18 protein-coding genes are annotated in these 20,272 nt (G+C 60.6%); 5 read left to right on the plus strand and 13 right to left on the minus strand.

What is annotated here, in order from left to right; genetic code table 11:
* Window positions 1–54: 54 nt before the first annotated feature.
* The 5 genes from I2D41_RS00600 to I2D41_RS00620 form a co-directional block, all read right to left on the minus strand.
* A complete protein-coding gene (locus tag I2D41_RS00600; RefSeq protein ID WP_195363206.1) occupies window positions 55–2,007 on the minus strand; it encodes a heavy metal translocating P-type ATPase in 1,953 nt (650 codons plus the stop codon).
* 99 nt (window positions 2,008–2,106) lie between these two features.
* Entirely contained in the window at window positions 2,107–2,325 is a 219-nt protein-coding gene (locus I2D41_RS00605; RefSeq protein WP_195363207.1) for a cation transporter, read from the minus strand.
* Window positions 2,326–2,388: 63 nt separating this feature from the next.
* Window positions 2,389–2,754, minus strand: a complete 366-nt coding sequence (locus I2D41_RS00610) for an ArsR/SmtB family transcription factor (protein WP_055252065.1) — start codon at window positions 2,752–2,754, stop codon at window positions 2,389–2,391.
* A gap of 389 nt (window positions 2,755–3,143) precedes the next feature.
* The gene (locus I2D41_RS00615) at window positions 3,144–4,265 is read right to left on the minus strand and encodes a hypothetical protein (RefSeq protein ID WP_195363208.1); all 1,122 of its coding nucleotides are present in this window, start codon (window positions 4,263–4,265) and stop codon (window positions 3,144–3,146) included.
* Between the two features lie 637 nt (window positions 4,266–4,902).
* Window positions 4,903–5,871: a 3'-5' exonuclease gene (locus I2D41_RS00620; protein ID WP_006235437.1), complete on the minus strand. Its 969-nt coding sequence runs from the start codon at window positions 5,869–5,871 to the stop codon at window positions 4,903–4,905.
* A gap of 172 nt (window positions 5,872–6,043) precedes the next feature.
* On the opposite strand from I2D41_RS00620, the gene I2D41_RS00625 reads away from it, so the two are divergent.
* Window positions 6,044–7,144 (plus strand): putative manganese transporter, encoded by a 1,101-nt coding sequence (locus I2D41_RS00625; RefSeq protein WP_195363209.1) that lies wholly within the window; start codon window positions 6,044–6,046, stop codon window positions 7,142–7,144.
* A gap of 165 nt (window positions 7,145–7,309) precedes the next feature.
* On the opposite strand, the gene I2D41_RS00630 is transcribed toward I2D41_RS00625, so the two are convergent.
* Window positions 7,310–7,792 carry a YaiI/YqxD family protein gene (locus I2D41_RS00630; RefSeq protein WP_055310731.1) on the minus strand — a complete coding sequence of 161 codons (483 nt, stop codon included), beginning with the start codon at window positions 7,790–7,792 and terminating at the stop codon, window positions 7,310–7,312.
* On the minus strand, window positions 7,793–8,395 hold the full coding sequence (locus I2D41_RS00635) for an HdeD family acid-resistance protein (protein WP_035137275.1): 603 nt from the start codon (window positions 8,393–8,395) through the stop codon (window positions 7,793–7,795).
* Between the two features lie 235 nt (window positions 8,396–8,630).
* Here I2D41_RS00635 and I2D41_RS00640 point away from each other — a divergent pair, with 235 nt between their 5' ends.
* The 3 genes from I2D41_RS00640 to I2D41_RS00650 all read left to right on the plus strand — a co-directional run bounded on the left by I2D41_RS00640 (window position 8,631) and on the right by I2D41_RS00650 (window position 10,580).
* Window positions 8,631–9,302 (plus strand): nitroreductase family protein, encoded by a 672-nt coding sequence (locus I2D41_RS00640; protein ID WP_117746718.1) that lies wholly within the window; start codon window positions 8,631–8,633, stop codon window positions 9,300–9,302.
* Between the two features lie 82 nt (window positions 9,303–9,384).
* The gene (locus tag I2D41_RS00645; RefSeq protein WP_117746717.1) at window positions 9,385–9,927 is read left to right on the plus strand and encodes a histidine phosphatase family protein; all 543 of its coding nucleotides are present in this window, start codon (window positions 9,385–9,387) and stop codon (window positions 9,925–9,927) included.
* Between the two features lie 17 nt (window positions 9,928–9,944).
* Window positions 9,945–10,580, plus strand: a complete 636-nt coding sequence (locus I2D41_RS00650) for a histidine phosphatase family protein (RefSeq protein WP_195363210.1) — start codon at window positions 9,945–9,947, stop codon at window positions 10,578–10,580.
* 129 nt (window positions 10,581–10,709) lie between these two features.
* On the opposite strand, the gene I2D41_RS00655 is transcribed toward I2D41_RS00650, so the two are convergent.
* The 5 genes from I2D41_RS00655 to I2D41_RS00675 all read right to left on the minus strand — a co-directional run bounded on the left by I2D41_RS00655 (window position 10,710) and on the right by I2D41_RS00675 (window position 17,016).
* On the minus strand, window positions 10,710–11,390 hold the full coding sequence (locus I2D41_RS00655; RefSeq protein WP_117746715.1) for a DUF1015 family protein: 681 nt from the start codon (window positions 11,388–11,390) through the stop codon (window positions 10,710–10,712).
* Between the two features lie 39 nt (window positions 11,391–11,429).
* A complete protein-coding gene (locus I2D41_RS00660) occupies window positions 11,430–12,650 on the minus strand; it encodes a M20 family metallopeptidase (RefSeq protein ID WP_195363211.1) in 1,221 nt (406 codons plus the stop codon).
* Window positions 12,651–12,827: 177 nt separating this feature from the next.
* Window positions 12,828–13,991 carry a phosphoglycerate dehydrogenase gene (locus tag I2D41_RS00665; RefSeq protein ID WP_138374917.1) on the minus strand — a complete coding sequence of 388 codons (1,164 nt, stop codon included), beginning with the start codon at window positions 13,989–13,991 and terminating at the stop codon, window positions 12,828–12,830.
* Window positions 13,992–14,063: 72 nt separating this feature from the next.
* The gene (serC, locus tag I2D41_RS00670; protein WP_195363212.1) at window positions 14,064–15,188 is read right to left on the minus strand and encodes a 3-phosphoserine/phosphohydroxythreonine transaminase; all 1,125 of its coding nucleotides are present in this window, start codon (window positions 15,186–15,188) and stop codon (window positions 14,064–14,066) included.
* A 226-nt stretch (window positions 15,189–15,414) separates the two neighbouring features.
* Window positions 15,415–17,016 (minus strand): potassium/proton antiporter, encoded by a 1,602-nt coding sequence (locus I2D41_RS00675; protein ID WP_195363213.1) that lies wholly within the window; start codon window positions 17,014–17,016, stop codon window positions 15,415–15,417.
* A gap of 253 nt (window positions 17,017–17,269) precedes the next feature.
* On the opposite strand from I2D41_RS00675, the gene I2D41_RS00680 reads away from it, so the two are divergent.
* Window positions 17,270–18,109: a metallophosphoesterase family protein gene (locus I2D41_RS00680; protein ID WP_195363214.1), complete on the plus strand. Its 840-nt coding sequence runs from the start codon at window positions 17,270–17,272 to the stop codon at window positions 18,107–18,109.
* A 315-nt stretch (window positions 18,110–18,424) separates the two neighbouring features.
* Here the strand turns inward: I2D41_RS00680 and I2D41_RS00685 are convergent, their stop codons facing one another.
* The gene (locus I2D41_RS00685) at window positions 18,425–20,005 is read right to left on the minus strand and encodes a lipopolysaccharide biosynthesis protein (protein ID WP_229042024.1); all 1,581 of its coding nucleotides are present in this window, start codon (window positions 20,003–20,005) and stop codon (window positions 18,425–18,427) included.
* Between the last annotated feature and the right edge of the window lie 267 nt (window positions 20,006–20,272).

Raw genomic sequence — 20,272 nt, forward strand, 5'->3', positions numbered from 1 at the left:
GCGCGAGGACGTTTTCAAAACCAAGCCCGGTCCCGGCCGGACAGCCCACGAACGCTACAGGTTCTTGACACCCATCGCGCGCATGGCATTCAGGATGGCGATAATCGCCACGCCCACGTCGCCGAACACAGCAAGCCACATGTTGGCGATGCCCAGTGCCGCAAGCACCAGAATCAGCAACTTAATGCCCAGCGCAAAGATGATGTTCTGCCAAACAATCGACATGGTCTTGCGCGCCACGCGGATCGCGCGGGAGATGTTGGACGGCTTGTCATCCATGAGCACGACGTCCGCCGCCTCAATTGCGGCGTCCGAGCCCATAGCGCCCATGGCGATGCCAACGTCTGCGCGGGTAAGCACGGGTGCGTCGTTGATACCGTCGCCTACAAAGGCGAGCTTGCCCTTGCCCGATTCTGCTGCAAGCAGCGCCTCGACACGCTCGACCTTATCACCCGGTAACAGCTGCGCGTGGAACTCGTCGAGACCGAGTTGCTTGGCTACAGACGCCGCAACCTCCTCACGGTCGCCCGTGAGCATGACGGTGCGCTTGACGCCGGCGGCGTGCAGGTCGCGAATCGTTTGCTCGGCATCGGTCTTTATGGTGTCGGCAATTACGATGTGGCCGGCGTACGTATCATCGACCAGCACGTGGAGGATGGTGCCGACGATCTCGCAATTGGGCGCTTCGATACCGGCCACAGCAAGCATCTTGGCATTGCCGACGATGACGCGCTTGCCGTCGATAATCGCCGTCACGCCATGGCCCGCGTCATTGGTGGAGTCGCTTACGCGTTTGGGATCGAGCTCGCCCTGGAAGGCGGTGCGTACCGACTGCGCGATGGGATGGTCGGAGAATGACTCGGCAAGGGCCGCGACTTCGAGCAGCGACTGCTCGGTATAGTCTGCCTCGGGGTGTACCGCCACGACCGAAAACGTGCCGTTGGTGAGCGTGCCGGTCTTGTCAAAGACGACGGTGTCCACATCCGCGAGCGTCTCGAGGTAGTTAGAGCCCTTGATGAGGACGCCCAGCTTGGATGCGCCACCGATGCCGCCAAAAAAGCTGAGCGGCACGCTGATCACGAGCGCGCATGGGCAACTGACGACGAGGAAGGTCAGGCCGCGCAGAATCCAGTCGGACCAGGCGCCGGTGACCAAGCCACCGCCGAGCGCGAGTACCGCGGCCGCGCCGGTGACAGCGGGCGTGTAGACGCGGGCGAAGCGCGTGATGAAGTTCTCGGTGCGTGCCTTCTTCTCACTAGCGTTTTCTACGAGCTCCAGGACGCGCGCGACGGTGGACTCGCCAAAGGGCTTGGTGGTGCGCACGTGGAGGAGACCCGTCATGTTGATGCAGCCGCTGATGATATCGTCTCCAGTTTTGGCCGGGCGGGGGACCGACTCTCCGGTAAGGGCGGCGGTATCGAGCTGTGTCTCGCCCTCGACGATGACGCCGTCGATAGGCACGCGCTCGCCGGGCTTGACCACAATCACGGTGCCGACGGCGATGTCATCGGGGAAGACCTGCTCGAGCGTGCCGTCGGGTTGCTCGACGTTGGCGTAGTCGGGCGCGATGTCCATCATGGCGCTGATCGACTTGCGGCTCTTGCCCACGGCGTATGCCTGGAACAGCTCGCCGACCTGGTAGAACAGCATGACGGCGGCGCCTTCGGCCATGTGCGGGTCGGTATCGGGGAAGAGCACCATGGCAAACGCGCCGATGGTTGCGACTGCCATAAGGAAACTCTCGTCGAAGGCCTTGCCGCGGCGGATGTTGTTGAATGCCTTCTGGAGCACGTCGTAGCCGGCAATCAAAAACGGCACGAGGAACAGTGCGAAGCTGGCGTAGACGTTGCCGGGCTCCCCAAATGCGATAGTGAGGGCGCCGAGCTCGTCGAGGGCATAAACAACGGCAAAAATACCCAGTGCTAGCAGGATTCGATTTCGCTTGTGCTCAAGTGACTCTTTCTTCTTGCGCTTCTTCTTTTTCTTTGTGGGATCGGCGGCTGCCATGATTCAAACCTCCCATTTGAATGTATGAACACTCGCTCATATAATTTCGCGAGCAAAGGCCGCGGCAAGCGCGGCCTTGCGGGTCAGCGTATACGCAGACTAGAGAATGATCTCGCAGTCCGGCTCGGCGTCGGCGGTAAACTCCACGACGCGGTCGAGGACCTCGTCGAACTCGGCGTCGTCGGCCTCGAGCGTCAACTTCTGAGTCATAAAGTTGACCGAAACGGACTTGACGCCCTCGAGCTTAGCCAGCTCGTCCTGAAGCTTGCGCGCGCAGTTGGCGCAGTCGATCTCGTCGAGCTTGAACTGCTTTTTCATGGTGGGTTCCTTTCTCTGTTTTTGCGGCTTGGGTGCAGGCCGCGTTGGTACCGTGGTTGGTCGCTATTCGCAGATATGGCTCATGCCCTGGTTGAGCATGGTGTAGACGTGATCGTCGGCGAGCGAGTAGAGAATGTTGCGGCCGTCGCGGCGGAACTTGACCAGGTGCGACTGCTTGAGCGTGCGCAGCTGGTGCGACACCGCAGACTGCGAGGTTGCGGTCGCCTCGGCGATGTCGGCCACGCAGAGCTCGCGGCCCATGAGGGCATAGAGAATCTTGATGCGCGTGGTGTCGCTGAAGACCTTGAACAGGTCGGCAAGGTCGTAGAGAAGCTCCTCGTCGGGAAGGTCCTCGGGCGAGCAGGTGGTGGGGACGATCGGCTCGGTGGCCTCGATGCCAGTCTTTGTTTCATCAGCGTGGCTGCTCATTGCAATATCCTTTCATATGAACATGCGCTCATATAACTTGCTTTCGATTATATGAGTGTATGTTCATATGTCAATACAATTTGCGTTAATTTCGATGACTGCTTGCCGCTTCTGCGATTTTCTGTGGGTTGGGAGACATCGACGCAATGCTCGCCAACATATTTCGAGATGTTCGGCTAGCATGCTAAGAAAGCCACCTTGAGAAGCATTAGAACTGTTCATATTTGTACTTTATCGTGTCAAATACCGCGAGAATCAGTTCTTCCTCTACGGGAGTTTCTGCAGAATCAGTTTTATCTAAAGTTATATTGAGCATTGCTGCAGCCAATCTGGCACATCGGTGGCCGAATAAGTCGAAAAATGTAGGTGGACATCCGCAGAGATCGCCTTTAGAAGAGCGAATTCTCAATTAGATCAATAATCGTGTCGTCTTCCGTGCGGTTTTCATCGATTTTTGCGAACATGTCGCATTCCCAAGCCCCATTGATTTCCTCAGCAAGGGCCCCGACGTGTTGCATGTCGTCGGGTTCGGGCACATCGTTGATGCTCGGGTCATCAGCTTGCGGATATTGGCTTGCAATTTCGCGCTTGGCGGCCTCTTCTTCTTTGAGTGTCTCCAGGACGCGGCGACCGTATTCGAAGTAGCGCCGCAAGACAAATTGACGAAGAGTTTCTTGCAGGATGGCGAAGTTATCCGGGAGTCGACCGGGCCATATCTTCTCGCGAATGCGAATCGCTTCCATGACCCGTTTAAAAGCGGACTGCTTGAAAAACGAATGACGATTAACCGTGATAACGGCATATCCCATGTTTCGCAGCGTGTTTCGGCGCTCCTCGTCAATTGATTGCTGCTCGGGTTCGTCGTGGTAAAAGCCGTTGTATTCGATATCGGTCATCGAATTTTCGAGCAGCGCGTCGAGGTAGAAAACCGTCCGTCGCGTTAGGGCGGCGTATCTTTTGGGGACTGGGATCGGATAATCCGTTTTGATAGCGCGTATGGCTAAGCCACCCATTGACTTGGGCATTGTCAGCATCATGACAAACGCCGTTTCGAGTGGGGAGCGACAGCCTTCGTGTACATAAGAAAGTGCCTTAAGTGCTTTATTAGATCCACGATACCCCGGTGTCTCTGAAAAGAAGGCTCTGAGCTCTTCAACGCTGGTTAGGGCTGGGCGCTCGCGATATTGAGTTTCGTCGGACGTTCCAAGCGCGTAGGAGCCGCAGATTTCAAAGTAATACTCAACGAGCTCCGAAAGGTTGAGGTCGGCTGTTGCTTCTAACGCGCACAGCTTGATATCGACGATGTAGACGTTCGGCTCGAGTTCTAGGTAGCTTTCTGCATCAAACGTATAGCGCGTGCAGTGGCAGATGCAGCCCTTGCGGTGCCTTTTGGCATTATTGGAAAACGTCAGCACATGGATACGTTCAGAATCGACATTCTTTCTGTTGAGCCATGCTCGTGCCGCTTCCAGGTCGGACGTGGTCGGCGCAGACACCCTGATCTTTTCCATAGGTATGGGACCGGTCGCGTAGCTTGCGAGCGAGTTGGCTGTTTGGTATACAGCGCGTGCCGTGGTATGTGACAGAATGATTCCCATACGCGCATGATGGCATAGCGGACGCCGCATACGCCCGAAACTTCGGGCAACGGTATTGGGGCGCGGCTTATCTTCTGCGAACGGTGGGTTTTTGAGCTGTCGTATTGAGGGAGCAGCTTTGGCTGGGGAGGTTTCTGCCGGCTGCCCCTTTTTGATGAACTTTAGTTGCGGATTCGTAGCTTCTAAGCGTTTTTGCCGACCGCTCAGATGCCTCACCAACATAATTTGAGTTATTCGGCCTTATCCTATACAAATGGTGCGATCGCAACGTCCTATTCGAATTGATTCAGGTAGATTTATGGGGCTTGGTTGCGAAATTAAGGCGATTTTAGCTTCGATTGCGGTTCAAGGGGCCTTGACTAGTGGTTCAGCTGGCCGAACAACTCGAAAAATGTAGGTGGGCCAACCTGCCGACTATGTGAAGCACGCGTATTTGCTCGTTTTGATGAAAACTAGGGTGCAGCCATAAGGCTGCGCCCTAGTTTACTGCGTGTCGGTGTGCCCAGACGGATTGCGCTGTGCCTGGCAGGCGCTCCCGCAGATGGATCGGTTATTTCGCGAATAGGTTCTTGAGGTTGAACTCGGCCTGAACCGTGCGGAGCATGAGGTCGGTGTCGTCGAGGCCCAGGTGCTGCTCGTTGGCGTCGGCGGCGAGGGTTCCACGGCGGCGCGCCCAGTTCTCGAGTGCGGCGGGCGCGGATTCGCGGGGGAGCGAGCGGACGTCGGCATCCAGGCTGCGGCAGATCTGGCGCGAGTCGATGACGATGATCTTGCCGGCGCGGCGTGCCTCGGCGTAACCGTCCAGGTGGATCTTGAACCAACTGTCCTCAAAGGCGGCGTTGTGCGCCATGTACGGGTACTTCTTCATAAGCTTGAGCAGCTGCTTCTGCAGTTCCTTGTTCTCGCGGAATGGCTTTTTGCCGTCGATGTCGTCCCAGGTGATGTGGTGGATATTCGACAACGGCACATCCTCGCCGCGGTAGATGTCGGGCAAACCGCAGTAGTGCGCCTCGGCGTCGTGCGGGACGGCGTCGCTGGTGAGCTCCATGATTTCCCAACCCACATTGATGATATAACCGCGCTCGGGTGCACGGCCGGTGGTCTCGATGTCGATACCGAGCACGGTGCCCTGGATGGGCTTGCGGGCGTAGGCCACGCCGAGCGCGTCGCGGTCGCCGCGGATCTCGCGCATGACCGACGCGGCGGTGCGCTTTTGCATCTTGCCGATGGCGGCGCAGGTGTCGGCATCGGACAGGCCGCGCGAAAGCGTCGCGGGCGTCACGTTGCGCAGGCGCGCCTCGCCAATCTGGTCGCACAGGTCGCGGTTGCGGTCAGCCAGGTCGCGCACGGTGGCAAAGTCGAAGCTGGGGTCGCCCTCGGCGGTAAAGTACTCGGTTTCGAGCACCTTAAGGGCCTCCTCGCCCTTCTGGCGCTCGGACTCCATGGCGCCGTGATCGCCATAGATAAACATGGGAATAAACGGCTGGCGCTCGTATTCGAGTGCTTGTGAAACGTTCATATAACTGCTCCTTGGACGGGCCGTGTCGCGCGGCTCGGTGGCATTGAGTTATGGCGAGATGATAGTTTACCATGGACAACTATTGGCATCGCGCCTAGGACAACTACAATACCCTAGTTGACCGCTAGGACTTTTACAATGCTGCCGAAAGACATGAAAGGTTCCATCCGTCATGGATTTGCTGATTGATATTCTGCTCGACGCCGGCAAGGACACGCTCTCGCTGGCGCCGTTTTTGTTGGTGACGTATCTTGCTCTCGAGACACTTGAGCACGTTGCGGGCGACCGCGTCAACGGCGCTATCAAGCGCGCCGGCGCTGCGGGTCCCGTGGCTGGCTCGCTGCTGGGCATTGTGCCGCAGTGCGGATTTTCGGCCATGGCAGCAACGCTGTACGCCGGCCGTGTCGTGACGCTGGGCACGCTGGTCGCCGTGTTCCTCTCGACCTCCGATGAGATGCTGCCGCTGTTGCTCGCCGAGCAGGTGCCCGTGCAGACCATGGCGATGCTTTTGGCTTCGAAGGCACTGATCGCGCTGGTCACGGGCTTTATCGTGGACGCGGCTATCCGCGGCCTTCGTCGTAATTCCCGCGCGCATGCGGCGATTCGCCGTACCGTGCTGGGGACCGCTGCCAATCCGGCTCATGTGAACTGCGCGCACGACGACCATACCGGGGGCGACATCATTGATGAAGTGGCCGAGGCGGGCGTGAGCGCCGACCACATCCACGAGTTGTGCGAGCGCGACCATTGCGGTTGCGATGATGATGAAGATGAACACGAGCGCGACCACGGACACAGCCATGACCACGGTCACGCAGGCGAGCATGAGCACCACCACGGCCATGGGCACGACCACGGTCACTCCCACGAAGGTGCGCCCGTCCTGTCGATTATCCGCAGCGCGATCTCGCACACCGTGCAGGTTTCGGTTTTTATTTTCCTGGTGACGCTGATTCTAGTTGCCGTGCTCGAGACCTTCGGAGAGTCCGCGATCGAGCAGTTCCTGCGTGGCAACGAGACGCTCGCCGTCTTGGGCTCGGCACTCGTCGGCCTGATCCCCAACTGCTTGGCCAGCGTGGTCATTACGCAGCTGTACCTGGAGGGCGCGCTACAGCTGGCGCCGATGCTCGCCGGCACGCTCATTTCCGCTGGCGTGGGCTATCTTGTCCTGTTCCGCACCAACCGCAGCGCTCGTGAAAACGCCGTGTTCCTGGTCATGATGTACGTCATCGGCGCCGGCTGGGGCCTTATCCTATCCGCCTTCGGCCTCTAAGTAGGCCTAAAAAATGGGCTTCAAATAGCCATGCTCGGCGCCTGCGCAATGCGGCGACGCATGGCATTTTGAAGCCCATTTTTTGTTGAGCCATGGATTCCGAGCGCTCACACCGCTCAAAACAAAAAGGTAGATTTCCGGGCATGTCCCGAAAATCTACCTTGGTTAGCGCAGCAGCTCGGTGAGGTTGCGCTTAAAGCGGGCCCGGTCTTCGCTGGTAAATGCCGCCGGACCGCGAGTGCGACCGCCGGCGCGGCGCACCTTCTTTTCCTCGTGGCGAATAAACAGTTGCATGTCGATGGTCGCCTTATCGTAGACGCGCCCGCGCACGCCGATGGCGGCGGCATCGCGCCCGAGCACCATGCTCGCCAAGCCAATGTCCTGCGTCACGACTACGTCGCCCGCCTGCAGGCGTTCGACAATGGCAAAGTCGGCGCTGTCGGCGCCCACGCTCACATCGAGCGTCGTGACCCAAAATCCGCGTCGCGCATGCTCGACGTCGCGCGGATCGTCGCGGCGAATGTGGCGTTCCAGGTTCTGTGTGCTGTTGCCGGCGATAACGACGGCGACGCCCGCCCGCCGCGCGCAGTCAATCGACTCGCGCGTGACCGGGCAGGCGTCTGCATCAATAAAGAGCGTTCGCGGCATCTAGTGCACCAGTTTGCCAAATTGAATAGCGCGAACAATCAGCGTTACGCCAAACACCAGCAGTGCGGCGCCGCTAAAGATGACGAGCATCTTGGCCGACCACAGCGGATAGATAAACACGAACATGCCGGCGATGATGGAGAGCGCGCCGCTCAGGATGGCGAGGGCACGGTTGGACGAAAGCTCGGACTCCAGAATGGACATGACACCTTCGACGATCCAGCCAAAGCCGGCCACGATAACCACCATCGTGGTGAGCGTCGCGGTCGAGAAGGCCTGGTTGCGCAGGATTATGACGCCGCCCAAGATAATGAGTAGGTTGGAGATGATGCTCGTCACGCGCCAGCCGGTGGGCAGCAGTGGCTCGAAAACAGCGGTAAACAGCCTGATCGCGGCCGTGATCACAAAGTAGAAGCCCAAGACGGTCGTTAAGAAGACGAGGGACTTGGCGGGCGCAAACAGCAGTGCGATGCCGGCGACGAGCGCCAAGACGCCCGTGATGGCGTAAATCCAGCGCACGGCCTTGACGGCCTTGCCTGCCATGCTTTTCTCGTCAAATCCAAACTGGCTCGATTTTTGGTCATCATTCTTAAAGATGCCCATAATGTCTCCTTTCCGTGCGGCGTAAGCCTTGATCGTTACGACCAGTATCGCCTAAAGGCGCTGACGTATGGGTCGGGGAGGGTGAAACGTAACCCAAAGGCCCCGAATTGTTTCCGTTGTTCCCCACGTCGCGATTTTCTATTCAACAGGTGTAGAACATTGCGGCCCTGTTCGTTATTGCCTACGTTTTAGGTTAGATTTTCCTAAGAACAATTGCCCGAAATTGGGGGTCCCTATGAACGAAACAGTTCCCGCGGCGCCGTCTAGCGCGGAGTCGATGGCAAAGCAAGGTTGCGAAAAGCTCGGCCTGGACACGTTTGACGCGCTGGTCCGCCGCGCCCGTACGTGCCGTCGCTTTGACGAGTCCATGCGCGTGCCGCGCGAGTTTTTGCTCGAGCTGGCGGAACTGGCGCACCTGGCTCCCTGCGGCGCCAATGCTCAGCGTCTGCGTTTTCATGTGGTAAGCGGTTCCGAGGACTGCGCTCGCGTGTTTGACGAGCTTGCATGGGCCGGCGCGCTTAAGGACTGGTCGGGTCCTGCCGAGGGCGAGCGCCCGACCGGCTACATCGCGATTCTTGCCGAGCGCGCCGTTCCGGGCAAGCCCGCCGCTCCTATTACCGAGGTCGACACGGGCATTGCCGCGCAGACGATGATGCTCGCCGCCCGCAGCGCCACGCCCGAGGTGGCTGCCTGCATGTTCAAGGCCTTTACGCCCCACGCGATCGATGCCATGGGGCTCGATAGCGACAAGTATGAGCTCAAGCTGATCATGGCGTTTGGCGTTCCGGCCGAGACGCAGGTGATCGATGCGATCGATTCCAACCCCGACGGCTCAATTAATTACTGGCGCGACGAGGCGCAGGTGCACCACGTACCCAAGCGCCCGCTTGCCGACGTACTGGTGTAGCTGAGCGTCACCGCGGTGTGATCCGGCGGTAAACCACCACAAAGTTACCTGTCCCCTTTGCGGTGGTGCGAGGGGAGGACGTGTGGCAGATTTGTATTTGGTGCGGCATGGACAGACTGAGCTCAATGTGCAGAACATTTTGCAGGGTGGGCACGATTCGCCGCTTACGGCGCGCGGGCGCGAGCAGGCGCTGGCGACGCGCGCGGCGTTTGAGGCGCGTGGCGTGACCTTTGACCGTGTGTATTCCTCGCCGTTGGGCCGGGCGCGGCATACGGCTGAGCTAATTGCTGGTGAGGGCCGCTCGATAGAGCTGGTCGATGACCTGCGCGAGTGGCATTTGGGCTCGCTGGAGGGTACATCAAATCGCGAGATGCCGCCGCAGCCCTGGGGTGATTATCCGGTGGCCTTTGGTGGCGAGTCTGAAGGCGAGCTCCAGTCGCGCATGGTCGCGGCGCTGTCCCACATCATGGCCAGGCCGCAGCACGACTGTGTGCTGGCAGTCTCCCACGGCTCTTCCTGCCAGGAGTTTCTTGAGTATGTGACTGGCGGGGGAGAGCTACCCGACAACGGTGCCGTGCTTCATTTTGGCTATTGCGACGGTGCGTTTTCGCTCCTTGATTGGTAACGAACGAAAGGACCCCTATGAATAAAGACCTGTATCTGGTTCGTCATGGGCAGACAATATTCAACCTTAAGCGCATTATTCAGGGTTGGAGTAACTCGCCGCTCACGCAGCTGGGATGCGACCAGGCGGCACGTGCCGGCATGTTCTTACGTGCGCGCGGCATTGAACCCGATCATGCCTACACCTCCACACTTCATCGCACCGAGCAGACTATCGCCAACCTGTGGCCGGGCTTGGCGTACGAGCGCCTGGACGGTCTGCGTGAGTGGTTCTTTGGCGACTTTGAGGCCGAGCGCGTGATGCTTATGCCCGAGCGGCCGTGGCGAGATTTCTATCGTCAGTTTGGCGGCGAGGGCCAGATGCAGGTGCGCGAGCGCATGGCGGCGACGATAACCGATCTTATGCGACGTCCGGACCACGAGTGCGTGCTCGCGGTGAGCCACGGCTCGGCTATCAAGGAGTTTTTGGACCACGTGCGGGGCGCGGCGGCCGACGAGCGCGAACGCGTGCCGGGCAACTGCTCAGTGCTGCAGTTTGCGTTTGACGATGCGGCCGATACGTTTGAACTGGTCGAAGTCTTTACGCAGGAAGACTACGCGCGCGAGCTGGGGCTTGAACCGCTCGTGGCTACTGCGGGTCCGCAGCGCGGATAACGCGAGCGCGGCGGCACGGGTCGTCGGCATAACTTCTCGACGCAAAAGGGGCGGAGATGCATGTACCTGCTGCATCTCCGCCCCCTGTTTGTTGGGCTGCCGATTTTTGTGCTGGACGGTCTGGTCTTGCTAGAACCGCGCGACCTGGTGCGTGAGCAGACCCGTCGGAACCTGCGCCGCGCCGCCGCTGACCTGCGCGGCGGGGAAGAGCGCAGCTACGGCAAAGTTGAACGGCTCTTTGCCCGTGTAGGTGCCGGCGGCACGTGCATCGTCGGCCAGGAGCTGTGATGCCTCGACTAGTGCGACAGCGTAGGCAGGGTCGTCGGCCAGTGCCGGCTCCGGCGCCTGGTCGAGCATGGCGCGGATGGCCCCGACGGCGTCCTCGCGCTTGACCTCCCACACGCGGTGCGTAATGCCGGCGGGGTCGGTGACGGCATAGAGTGAAGCGCCCTCTTTTGCGGCGCCGAGGATGATATCCATGACGGGAGAGGCTTCGTAGACAAGCGTTACGGGACGGGGCTGTACCTTGAGGTCGGCGATTGCGCGCGCAGCGGCGGTCGTATCGGCGGCAACCGCGTCGCCGCCCGCCAGCGCACCAACCGGGCAGATCGCCACGACACCCGTCACACGTCCCGGCTCGCCCGAGCATTCGTACACGTAATACGCCGCACCCGGGTCCTTGAGCATCAGACCATCGGCAATGGCTCCGCGCAGAGCATCGTTGCCGCTCATGATGCTGTCCATTGCAGGCAGCGCCTCGAGCACGCGGTCCTGAGCCGGGCGGATGCAGGGAAACGGAAGTGCTTTCATGGGCGGTCCTAACGCACGAGTCGGTTTGTTCGCGGCTTATTATGCCCCAACTTGGCCGCTCGCGTCCCAGAGCACGTTGTCGGCGAGCACGATGAGCACGTTCTGACAACGAACGATATCGGCGTGGGGCACATATTCGTTGGGCTTGTGCGCGAGCGCCAACGAGCCGGGGCCGTAGCTCATGCAATTGCGGTTACCCGTCTTGCTGGCAATGACGGCGGTATCGGTGTAGCCGGTAAAGAAGCCGACGGTCGTGTCCGCGTCCGTCGTATCGTCTGCTGCGCGCTTGAGTGCAGCTAGAAGGGGAGAGTTCGGGTCGCGCTCGATGGCGGGGCGGTCGCCCGTCACGGTGTAGCTGCCATGGCAACCGGGAACGGCGGCTTCGGCGACGGCGATGGCCTGCTCTACCATGCGCGTCGCGGCGGCCGTATCGGTCGGCGGGGTCAGGCGCATGTCGACCCAGACTTTGGCGCGGTCGGGTACGACGTAGGGGCGATATCCGCCCTCGATTTGGCCAAACGTGATGGTCGAAGGCCCCAGCTCATTATGCACGGGCAGCGCCGCAAATGCGCGGCGAAGCGAGCACACGGCCTCGGCCATGGCGGCGACGGCATCCGCGCCCTTCCAGGGCTGGCTCGCATGCGCCGTCACGCCAGCCATTTCAATCTCGAACCACGTACGCCCCTTGTGCGCCACCTGGATCTGTCCGTCGGTGGGCTCGGTGTCCAGCACCCATTCGCGCGAGCCGACCCAGCCAGCATCGATCGCGGCCTCTGAGCCGCGCATAAAATCTTCCTCGTCGACCGAGCAGATGAGCGAAAAGCCGCGACGCGGCAGCGCGCCATCCGCCACCACGCGCTCGAGCGTATGGACCAGCGCGGCAATGGCGCAGGCCAGGCCACCCTTCATATCGCAGGCACCACGGCCGTAGAGCTTATCGTTGCGCACGATCGCTCCGAGCGGCGGAATGTCCGCGTCCCAGCCATCGCCCAAGGTGACGGTATCCAAATGGCAGATGTAGACGAGCCGTGGCTCGTCGCTTTGGCCCGGCACGGTGACCATTAGATTGCGGCGTCCGGGGAGTACTTCGTGCTCTGCAATCTGCACGGCATCGAGTACCGGATGGCTCAGCTGCGCCAATCGTTCCTCAATCAACGCTTTGATATAGCGTTCAATCTCGCCCTCATACGCACCTGGGTCGGAACTGTCGATCCGCACGAGCCCTTGCGTAAGCCGCCAAGCAAAATCTGTATCAACCATAGGCACCTCACAGATAGTTAGGTCAACATACAGATTGTATGCCAAGAAGCGGCTCGGTGCATTTAATGGAGGGCTCACAAAAACGGGGACGCCTCTCGTGCGAAAGGCGCCCCCGCGGGCATTCAATGTCAGCGACGGGCAGGCCACATGGGGAACTGCCCGTCAGATCAGCCGGCGCTATTTGATCACGCGCACGCGATACATCGACGGAATCTGCTTGAGCGCCTCGATGGTGCTGCTGTCCAGGTGCTCGTCGGTGTCGAACATGGTGTAGGCGTTCTCGCCGGCGGACTCGTTGGTCATACGCTGCACGTTGGCGTTGTCCTTGGCCAGGATGGCCGTGATCTGGCCGATCATGTTGGGCACGTTGGCGTGCAGGCAGGCGATGCGGCTCGCGGCGCGCGCCTTGCCCATGCTGCAGGCGGGGTAGTTGACGCTGTGCGCGATGTTGCCGTTCTCCAAGTAATCCTTGAGCTCGCTGATGGCCATATCGGCGCAGTTGGCCTCGGCCTCGCCAGTGCCGGCCCCCGAGTGCGTGGTGATAAACGTGTTGGGCATCTTGACGGTCTTGGGCGTGGCAAAGTCGCAGCTAAACCAGCTCAGCTTGCCCTCGCGCAGGGCAGCGTCGACGGCGTCCTCGTCAATGATGGTTTCGCGCGCGTAGTTGATGAGCACGGCGCCGGGTGCCAGCAGGTTAATCTGCTCGGTGCTGATCATGCCGATGGTGTCTGCCTTGCTGGGCACGTGCACGGTGAGGTAGTCGCAGCCGCGGCAGAGATCCTCGAGCGTGCCCACGCGCTGCACCTCGCGGCTCAGCACCCACGCGTGCTCAACGGAAATGAACGGGTCGTAGCCGTAAACGTCCATGCCCAGATCGACGCAGGCGTTGGCTACCTTGGAGCCCACGTTGCCCAGGCCGATGACGCCGATGCGCTTGCCCTTGAGCTCGCGGCCCACAAAGGCCTTCTTGGCCTTCTCGGCATCGACCTGAATCTCGGGGTCGTCGGCGTTGTCGCGCACCCAGTTCATCGACTGCACTACGCCGCGGCTCGAAAGCACCAGCATGCCTAGGACGAGCTCCTTGACGGCGTTGCTGTTGGCGCCGGGGGAGTTAAAGACGACGACGCCCTTCTTGGCGTACTCCTCGACGGGGATGTTGTTGACGCCGGCACCGCAGCGGGCGATGGCGCGGATGCCCTCGGGCAGCTCGTAGCCGTGCAGGTCGGTCGAGCGCATCAGGATCGCGTCGGCCTCTTCGGCGGTGCTCACAAATTCGTAGCCCTCGCCAAACTCGACTTTGCCGTCCTTGGTGATATCGTCGATGGTCTTAATCTTACGCATGGAAAAACTCCTTAGCAGGTTTTGATCTAAACAGGGTGGTTTGAGATGGCTGGCCGGCCCGCGTGCTGCGGGCTAGTTAGATCGCGGGCTCAAACTATGCTGCGCTTCGAAGTCCTTCATGTACGAGGCCAGTGCCTGCACATCTTCCATGGTTACGGCGTTGTAGACGCTAGCGCGCATGCCGCCTACCAGACGATGGCCCTTGACGTTTTGAATCTGGTGCTCGGCCGCGCCTGCGACAAAGGCCGCGTCGAGCTCGGCGTCGCCGGTACGGAACGTGACGTTGGCGATGGAGCGACTGTCTGTCTGCGCGGTGCCGTGGAATAGTTTACTGTGCTCGAGCAGGTCGTAGAGCAGATTGGCCTTGGCCCAGTTGCGCTCGGCCATGGCGGCAAGTCCACCGGTCTGTTCAACCCAACGGAACACCTTGCCGCACACGTAGATGCCAAAGGTGTTGGGCGTGTTGAGCATGGAGCCCTTGGCGGCCTGGGTCTTAAGGTCCAGGTACTGCGGCGTCTGCGCAAAGGCGGGGCCATCTGCGATGAGATCGTCGCGCACGATGACCACGGTCACGCCCGCGGCACCGGCGTTTTTCTGCGCGCCGGCGTAAATGAGCCCGTAGCGCTCAACGTTGAGCGGCTGCGACAGAAAACAGCTCGAGACATCGGCGACCAGCGGCACATCGCCGCAAGCGGGCAGCTCGTGGTACATGGTGCCAAAGATGGTGTTGTTCTGGCAGATGTAGACGTAGTCGAGCCCGTCGCCCGCGGCCTCGTCGGCAATGCGCGCGTTGATGTCGGCCATGTTGGGAATGCGGTCGAAGTTGGTGTCCTCGGAGCTCGCGAGCAGCACGGCCTCGCCGTACTTGGCGGCTTCTTTGTATGCCTTGTTGGCAAAGTTGCCGGTCACGATGTAGCCGGCGCGGCCGCGGCGCATGAGGTTCATGGGGATGCCCGCAAACTGCAGCGTGGCGCCGCCCTGCAAAAACAGGACGCGGTAGTTGTCGGGGATGTGCAGCAGGTGACGCAGGGTTGCCTCGGCGTCGTCGATGATCTGCTGGTACATGCTAGATCGATGGCTCATCTCGAGCACGGACATGCCGCAACCGCGGTAGTCCATCATCTCGTCGGCGATCTCGGCGAGCACGCTTGTAGGCAGTGCGGCCGGGCCAGCTGAGAAGTTGTGCACACGTGCCATCTTCTGGTTCCCCTCGTAGTCGTTTGAACGTTCGGGATACTTTAGCACAGTGGAGCGGTAGGCGCGACCGCATCACGGTAAAACTCGACTACGCCGCTATGATTTACAGGATGGTTACATGGGGGAGGGGCGCTTTACTCCTCAGGCAAATCCAAATCAGCGAGCGAAGACATAAGGTTCTCTAGGCGCTTGATCTCTTCGTCGCAAATTAGCCACCTCCTGGTCACTACGACGCCAGCGTGGCGATGACGGCTTCGTCGCCGGCGTATATGAGGGTGTTGCCGTCGGGGATGATCGTTTGGCCTTCGCGCTTGAGCATCACCACAATAAACGGATGCTTGCCTTGCGGCACATCGCGCAGGCGCTGGCCGGCCAGGCGACCGTAGGGCGTCACGGTGACCTCGCGCAGCGTAACCTCGGCACGCTCTTCGAACGTTGGGGCGGCCATCACCAGCAGATCGCCTTCCTGGATCACGGTATCGCCGTTGGGCAGTACCGGGTGCGCCCCGTCACGCAGCACCAAGACCACCAGCATGTCCGTTGCGCTGCCAATGTCGGCGAGCGAGCGTCCGGCAAACGGATGTCCAGCGCCCACCTTGAGCTTTACAAACGACATGCCGTCCTCGTCGCGGTAGTCGTTAAAGGTGCGGCGCACGTCGCCGGTCGTATCGATCATATCGAGCTTCTTCGCCACTACTGGCAGCAGCGAGCCCTGCACCACAATGCTCGACACGGCAATCACAAATACCAGGTCAAACAGGTCGTGTCCGCCGGGAACGCCGGCCACCACGGCAAGGAGACTAAAGACGACCGAGGCTGCTCCGCGCAGGCCCGCCCAGCTTACGAGCGCGACCTGGCGGGGGTTCGTCTTAAAGGGCGCCAGGAGCACGTCGACGGCGATGGGACGGCTCACGAAGAGCATAAACGCCATGAGCGCCAGGCCCGGCAGCAGCATTTGCGGCAGGCGGGCGGGCGTCACGAGCAGGCCGAGCAAGAAGAAGATTGTCATCTCGGCCATCTCGGTGAGGGTGTCAAAGAAGTGCGCCATCTCGACCTTGCCGGTGATGTCGCTGGCGCCCAGTACAATGCCTGCCAGGTACACGGCCAAAAAGCCGTTGCCGCCCAGGTGGCTCGGCAGCGCGTAGGCGACGATGGCCACGGCGAACAAGAAGATGGTCTGCGCGTCCTTGGCCGTTGCGTGCGCGCGTTCAATCAGGCGGCCCGCCGCCCAGCCGATGGCAAGGCCCAGGCCCACGCCCAGGATAATCTGCTTGGCCAGCAGTGCGGGAATGTTGATGTCGCCGCCGGCCGCGAGTGTAGCGAGCACAGCGGTGAGCATGTAGGCGACGGGGTCGTTGGAGCCCGATTCGACCTCGAGCAGCGAGTCGGTGCCACCTCTCAGCGACAGGCTGTGCTCACGCAGTACGCTAAAGACGCTCGCCGCGTCGGTGGATGCCACGACCGATCCCAGCAGCAGGCTGCCGATCCAGTCGATCCCCAGCGCGAAGTGGGCGAACACGCCGGTGATGCCGGCAGTGATGACGACGCCGAGCGTGCTCAGCAGCACCGCCGGCGCAGCGACGGGCTTGGCGCGGTCGATATTGGTGTTAAAGCCGCCGTAGAACATGATGAACAGCAGCGCCGTGCTGCAGACGGTTTCGGTGAGTGCGTAGTCGCTAAAGTCGATATGCGTCGGGCCGTTGACGCCCAACAGCATGCCGAGCGCGATAAAGATGAGCAGGGTGGGGAAGGGGAGTTTTTTGCCGACGGGTTTGATGGTCAGGCACAAAATGATGACGAGGCCGATAAAGAGAAGGATCTGGTTCATAGATGGTGTCCGCTCCTGGGTGGTTGGCGTGGCACGGTCAGTTGTCTGCGGTTATTTGTACCCAAAGATGGTGGGTTTATGGGGTTGGATTGCGGGCGTGCGCGATATCGTCATAGACGGCTGCCGTCTTTGCCTCTGCTCGGAAACCCTTTCCAGCTTTATTGCAACGGAGTACAATGGGTAACGTTTAAGTTCAACTTGAAGTTTTAGTTGCGGCACCGGGCTTCGGCCGCAATGCAAGGAGAGGCGTACCATGGCGATCTATGTGACATCTGACGCTCACGGGCACGTGCGTGCGCTTGACGAGGCCCTGTCTAAGATCTCGTTGACGTCCGACGACACACTGTACGTGCTGGGCGACATGATCGATCGCGGGCCCGATCCGGTCGGTGTTATTAAGCTCGTGCGCTCGCTGCCCAACGCCCGCGTGCTCAAGGGCAATCACGAGCAGATCATGCTCGATGCCATCATTGGCCAGGATCCGCTCGATGCCGAGACCTGGGATATCAACGGTGGCTGGACGACGCGCGAGCAGCTCAACGACATGGAATTTGAGGCATACGAGGAGCTCGTGCGATGGATGGCCGCGCTGCCGCTCTACGCGGTGGTCGAGACCGAGGAACGCCCGTATCTGCTGGTACATGCTGGAATCGAGATGAAGGCGGCGCGCGCGTTTTTGCTTGAGCATGGCGTCGATTGTGCCGATGGCGTCGGAGCGGTGGGTGCCGATCGCGAACTGCTGCAGCAGATGCTCGCGGTGCAGTCGTCCGATGACCTGCTGTGGATTCGTCACGGCTATTGGGATGCGCCGACGGGACTGCTTTCTGCCGAGGGCGAGGGGCCGGTCGTGGTGAGCGGCCACACGCCAACGGTGTCGCTCGGGCGTTATTGCGAGGTAGGTGGCCTTGCGGGACTCGATGAGGAGTCGGGCCGCGGGCAGATTGTGCGTCTGGGTGGCGAGGATACCGCCGGCGTGCCCGATCGCATCGATATCGACTGCGCCGCCGCCACCGGCTCCGAGTTCGGCCGCGTCGGGATCCTGCGTCTGGACGACGGGGCTGAATTCTATGCAAACATCAACCCAGGGGAGTAATTGGTGCAAAGGGTAGCTCATTCGGGACGGGCTTTTTGACTACTTTTGCCCTTCTTCCCATCAAATGATTTTTCTGGGACGGGGATTAAATAATCATTTGGCTGCCCGCTGGCTAAGTGAGTAGACTTTTTTGGAAATGCCGAGCACCCAACATATTTGCCTCAATAAAACCGCAGGTCACAGACTTGCGCTTCGTCGGTGTGGTCGTTGATTCGGTAAAAGTCTACTCACTTAGTTTTGCGTGATGCATATTGTCCGCAACGAGACCCCAGCGGGGTGATTCCACCGCGAATTCCGGTGGCCGGGGGCAGCTAATTACGCTCCGTAGGGGTTGCGGTCGCGTTCGATGCGTTGGCGGATGTGGGCGTACTCGATAATCAGCAGCACCAGCAGTAGCGACATGATCGCCAGGTAGCTCACGACGGCGCCCGTCAGGCCCAGCAGGTTGATAAGGATTACCGGCAGCACCACGCTCACGGCGAAGCAGACCAGATAGATCTTGGTGACGTCGCCGGCGTGACGCAGCACCGTGATAATGGCGTAGATAAAATCGATGGCCGCGGTTACGCCGCCGGCGACGACCATCAGCAGCGCTAATGTGCGGTAGCGCTCAAAGTTGAGGCCGTACATAAAGCTCATGAGGGGAATGCCGGGGCCTGCCATAAATGCGGCGCACACGCCGGTGATGGCCACGATCAGCGCCATAACAGCAATAATAATCAAGTCAAAACGGCGGCGTTTTCGCGGGTTCGCCCAAATGCTCGACAGACGCAAAAGCTGCGGTTTATAGACAAATCCGATGCTCAGCAAAATAGCCTGCGCCGGAAAGAACAGGGCATTAAAGTACAGCTGGTATTTGTAGGCCAGCGTGCCTTCCATCACAAACTTGGGCATGCTCTCGATGAGGTTGAACAGGAACAGTGCACCAAAGAGCGGAGCGCACTGGACAAACAGGTGGCCGACCTCGCGCAGGCTCACGCGGCGCGATTTTTCGGTCTCGAGCAGGGCGAGCGGCGCGGTGACCAGCACGAGCGAGGCGATGGCGGTGACACCCATGGCCATGGCCGCGATGGGCATGCTGCGCGTAAGGAACAGCGCCACGCTAAAGACCGCGATGACGCCGACGGAGCGTAGCGTTTGGCTCATGCCGGCCAGGTAGAGTTTATCGGCCTGCTGCAGGCGGCCCTCGTACACGTCCGCCACGCCGTCGATCACCTTATACAGGTAGACGCCCAGGCCGATCGTCGCCATCTGCGCGTCATAGCCGCGGGCGCTGCTGTACATGAGGCCGCAGCCCAGGGCGAGCGCTCCGCAAAGCCAGCGGTTGAGCTGGTAGGAGGCGAAGGAGGTTTTTTCGTCGATGTCCGAGACCTGAAAGTTGCGCACGCCGTAGTTGCACGCGATCATGATGAGCGTGCCGGTGACAAAGGCGATGGAGAACTTACCGGCTTCCTCGGCGCCCACAAGCTGCGTGGACACAATGGTGAGCAGCGGAAACGCCATGCCCCACACGGCGGTGCCCAGGGTATTCCAGAGATAGTCGCGGCGGGTGGCGTGCTCCTCGTATTCGGCTTCCTGCGTGGAGAAGCCGCCGCCGTAGACAGCGCCGAGCAGGCGGTTCCACCACGCGTTGACCATGCGGTGGATGGGACCAGGCTCGCGATCGCGCTCGCGGCGACGGCGCGTGGCCTGGCTGCTGTCGGGGCCGCCGGCGTTGCGCTGGCTCAGCTCCTGGATGCGCGCGAGCTCTTCGGCCGTGTGGGAGGCGGGGAACAGGCCATTCTCGATGCGTCCGCCCTGGGCCTTTGCGGTGCCGCTGCCCGCTACGGCGGGGTCGGCGACGCCATTGCGGCGGGCGATGGCGCGGCGGATGCTATCGAGGGGCGTGATACTCAAGGCGGTTCCTTTCTCCTACTGCGCTCTAGTATAGTCGCGGTGGTGTCCATTCGTGTTTTTGAACAGGTTGTTCAATAATTGGGGCGGCGCCATTCAGTAGTCGGCACTTAGGGACGTTCCTTATGTGCCGGCATCTGGGGACACACCTTGGCTGTTGCCTGTTCAAGGGTGTCCCCAACGACTAGTCATTTAAGAACGTCCCCAATGACCAGGCCGCTTGCGTGCGATTTTTGACCGTTGGGCGGGCGCTTCGTCGTTGCCGCAAAA

Origin of the sequence: Collinsella aerofaciens, from assembly GCF_015552075.1 — a bacterium.
Lineage (GTDB): Bacteria > Actinomycetota > Coriobacteriia > Coriobacteriales > Coriobacteriaceae > Collinsella > Collinsella aerofaciens_Y.

Coding starts and splice junctions, on each gene's coding strand:
- I2D41_RS00605 (WP_195363207.1), bottom strand. CDS start 2,325: ATGAAAAAGCAGTTCAAGCTCGACGAGATCGACTGCGCCAACTGCGCG.
- I2D41_RS00600 (WP_195363206.1), bottom strand. CDS start 2,007: ATGGCAGCCGCCGATCCCACAAAGAAAAAGAAGAAGCGCAAGAAGAAA.
- serC (WP_195363212.1), bottom strand. CDS start 15,188: ATGGCACGTGTGCACAACTTCTCAGCTGGCCCGGCCGCACTGCCTACA.
- I2D41_RS00680 (WP_195363214.1), top strand. CDS start 17,270: ATGGCGATCTATGTGACATCTGACGCTCACGGGCACGTGCGTGCGCTT.
- I2D41_RS00615 (WP_195363208.1), bottom strand. CDS start 4,265: ATGGAAAAGATCAGGGTGTCTGCGCCGACCACGTCCGACCTGGAAGCG.
- I2D41_RS00640 (WP_117746718.1), top strand. CDS start 8,631: ATGAACGAAACAGTTCCCGCGGCGCCGTCTAGCGCGGAGTCGATGGCA.
- I2D41_RS00650 (WP_195363210.1), top strand. CDS start 9,945: ATGAATAAAGACCTGTATCTGGTTCGTCATGGGCAGACAATATTCAAC.
- I2D41_RS00655 (WP_117746715.1), bottom strand. CDS start 11,390: ATGAAAGCACTTCCGTTTCCCTGCATCCGCCCGGCTCAGGACCGCGTG.
- I2D41_RS00630 (WP_055310731.1), bottom strand. CDS start 7,792: ATGCCGCGAACGCTCTTTATTGATGCAGACGCCTGCCCGGTCACGCGC.
- I2D41_RS00625 (WP_195363209.1), top strand. CDS start 6,044: ATGGATTTGCTGATTGATATTCTGCTCGACGCCGGCAAGGACACGCTC.
- I2D41_RS00635 (WP_035137275.1), bottom strand. CDS start 8,395: ATGGGCATCTTTAAGAATGATGACCAAAAATCGAGCCAGTTTGGATTT.
- I2D41_RS00660 (WP_195363211.1), bottom strand. CDS start 12,650: ATGGTTGATACAGATTTTGCTTGGCGGCTTACGCAAGGGCTCGTGCGG.
- I2D41_RS00610 (WP_055252065.1), bottom strand. CDS start 2,754: ATGAGCAGCCACGCTGATGAAACAAAGACTGGCATCGAGGCCACCGAG.
- I2D41_RS00665 (WP_138374917.1), bottom strand. CDS start 13,991: ATGCGTAAGATTAAGACCATCGACGATATCACCAAGGACGGCAAAGTC.
- I2D41_RS00620 (WP_006235437.1), bottom strand. CDS start 5,871: ATGAACGTTTCACAAGCACTCGAATACGAGCGCCAGCCGTTTATTCCC.
- I2D41_RS00675 (WP_195363213.1), bottom strand. CDS start 17,016: ATGAACCAGATCCTTCTCTTTATCGGCCTCGTCATCATTTTGTGCCTG.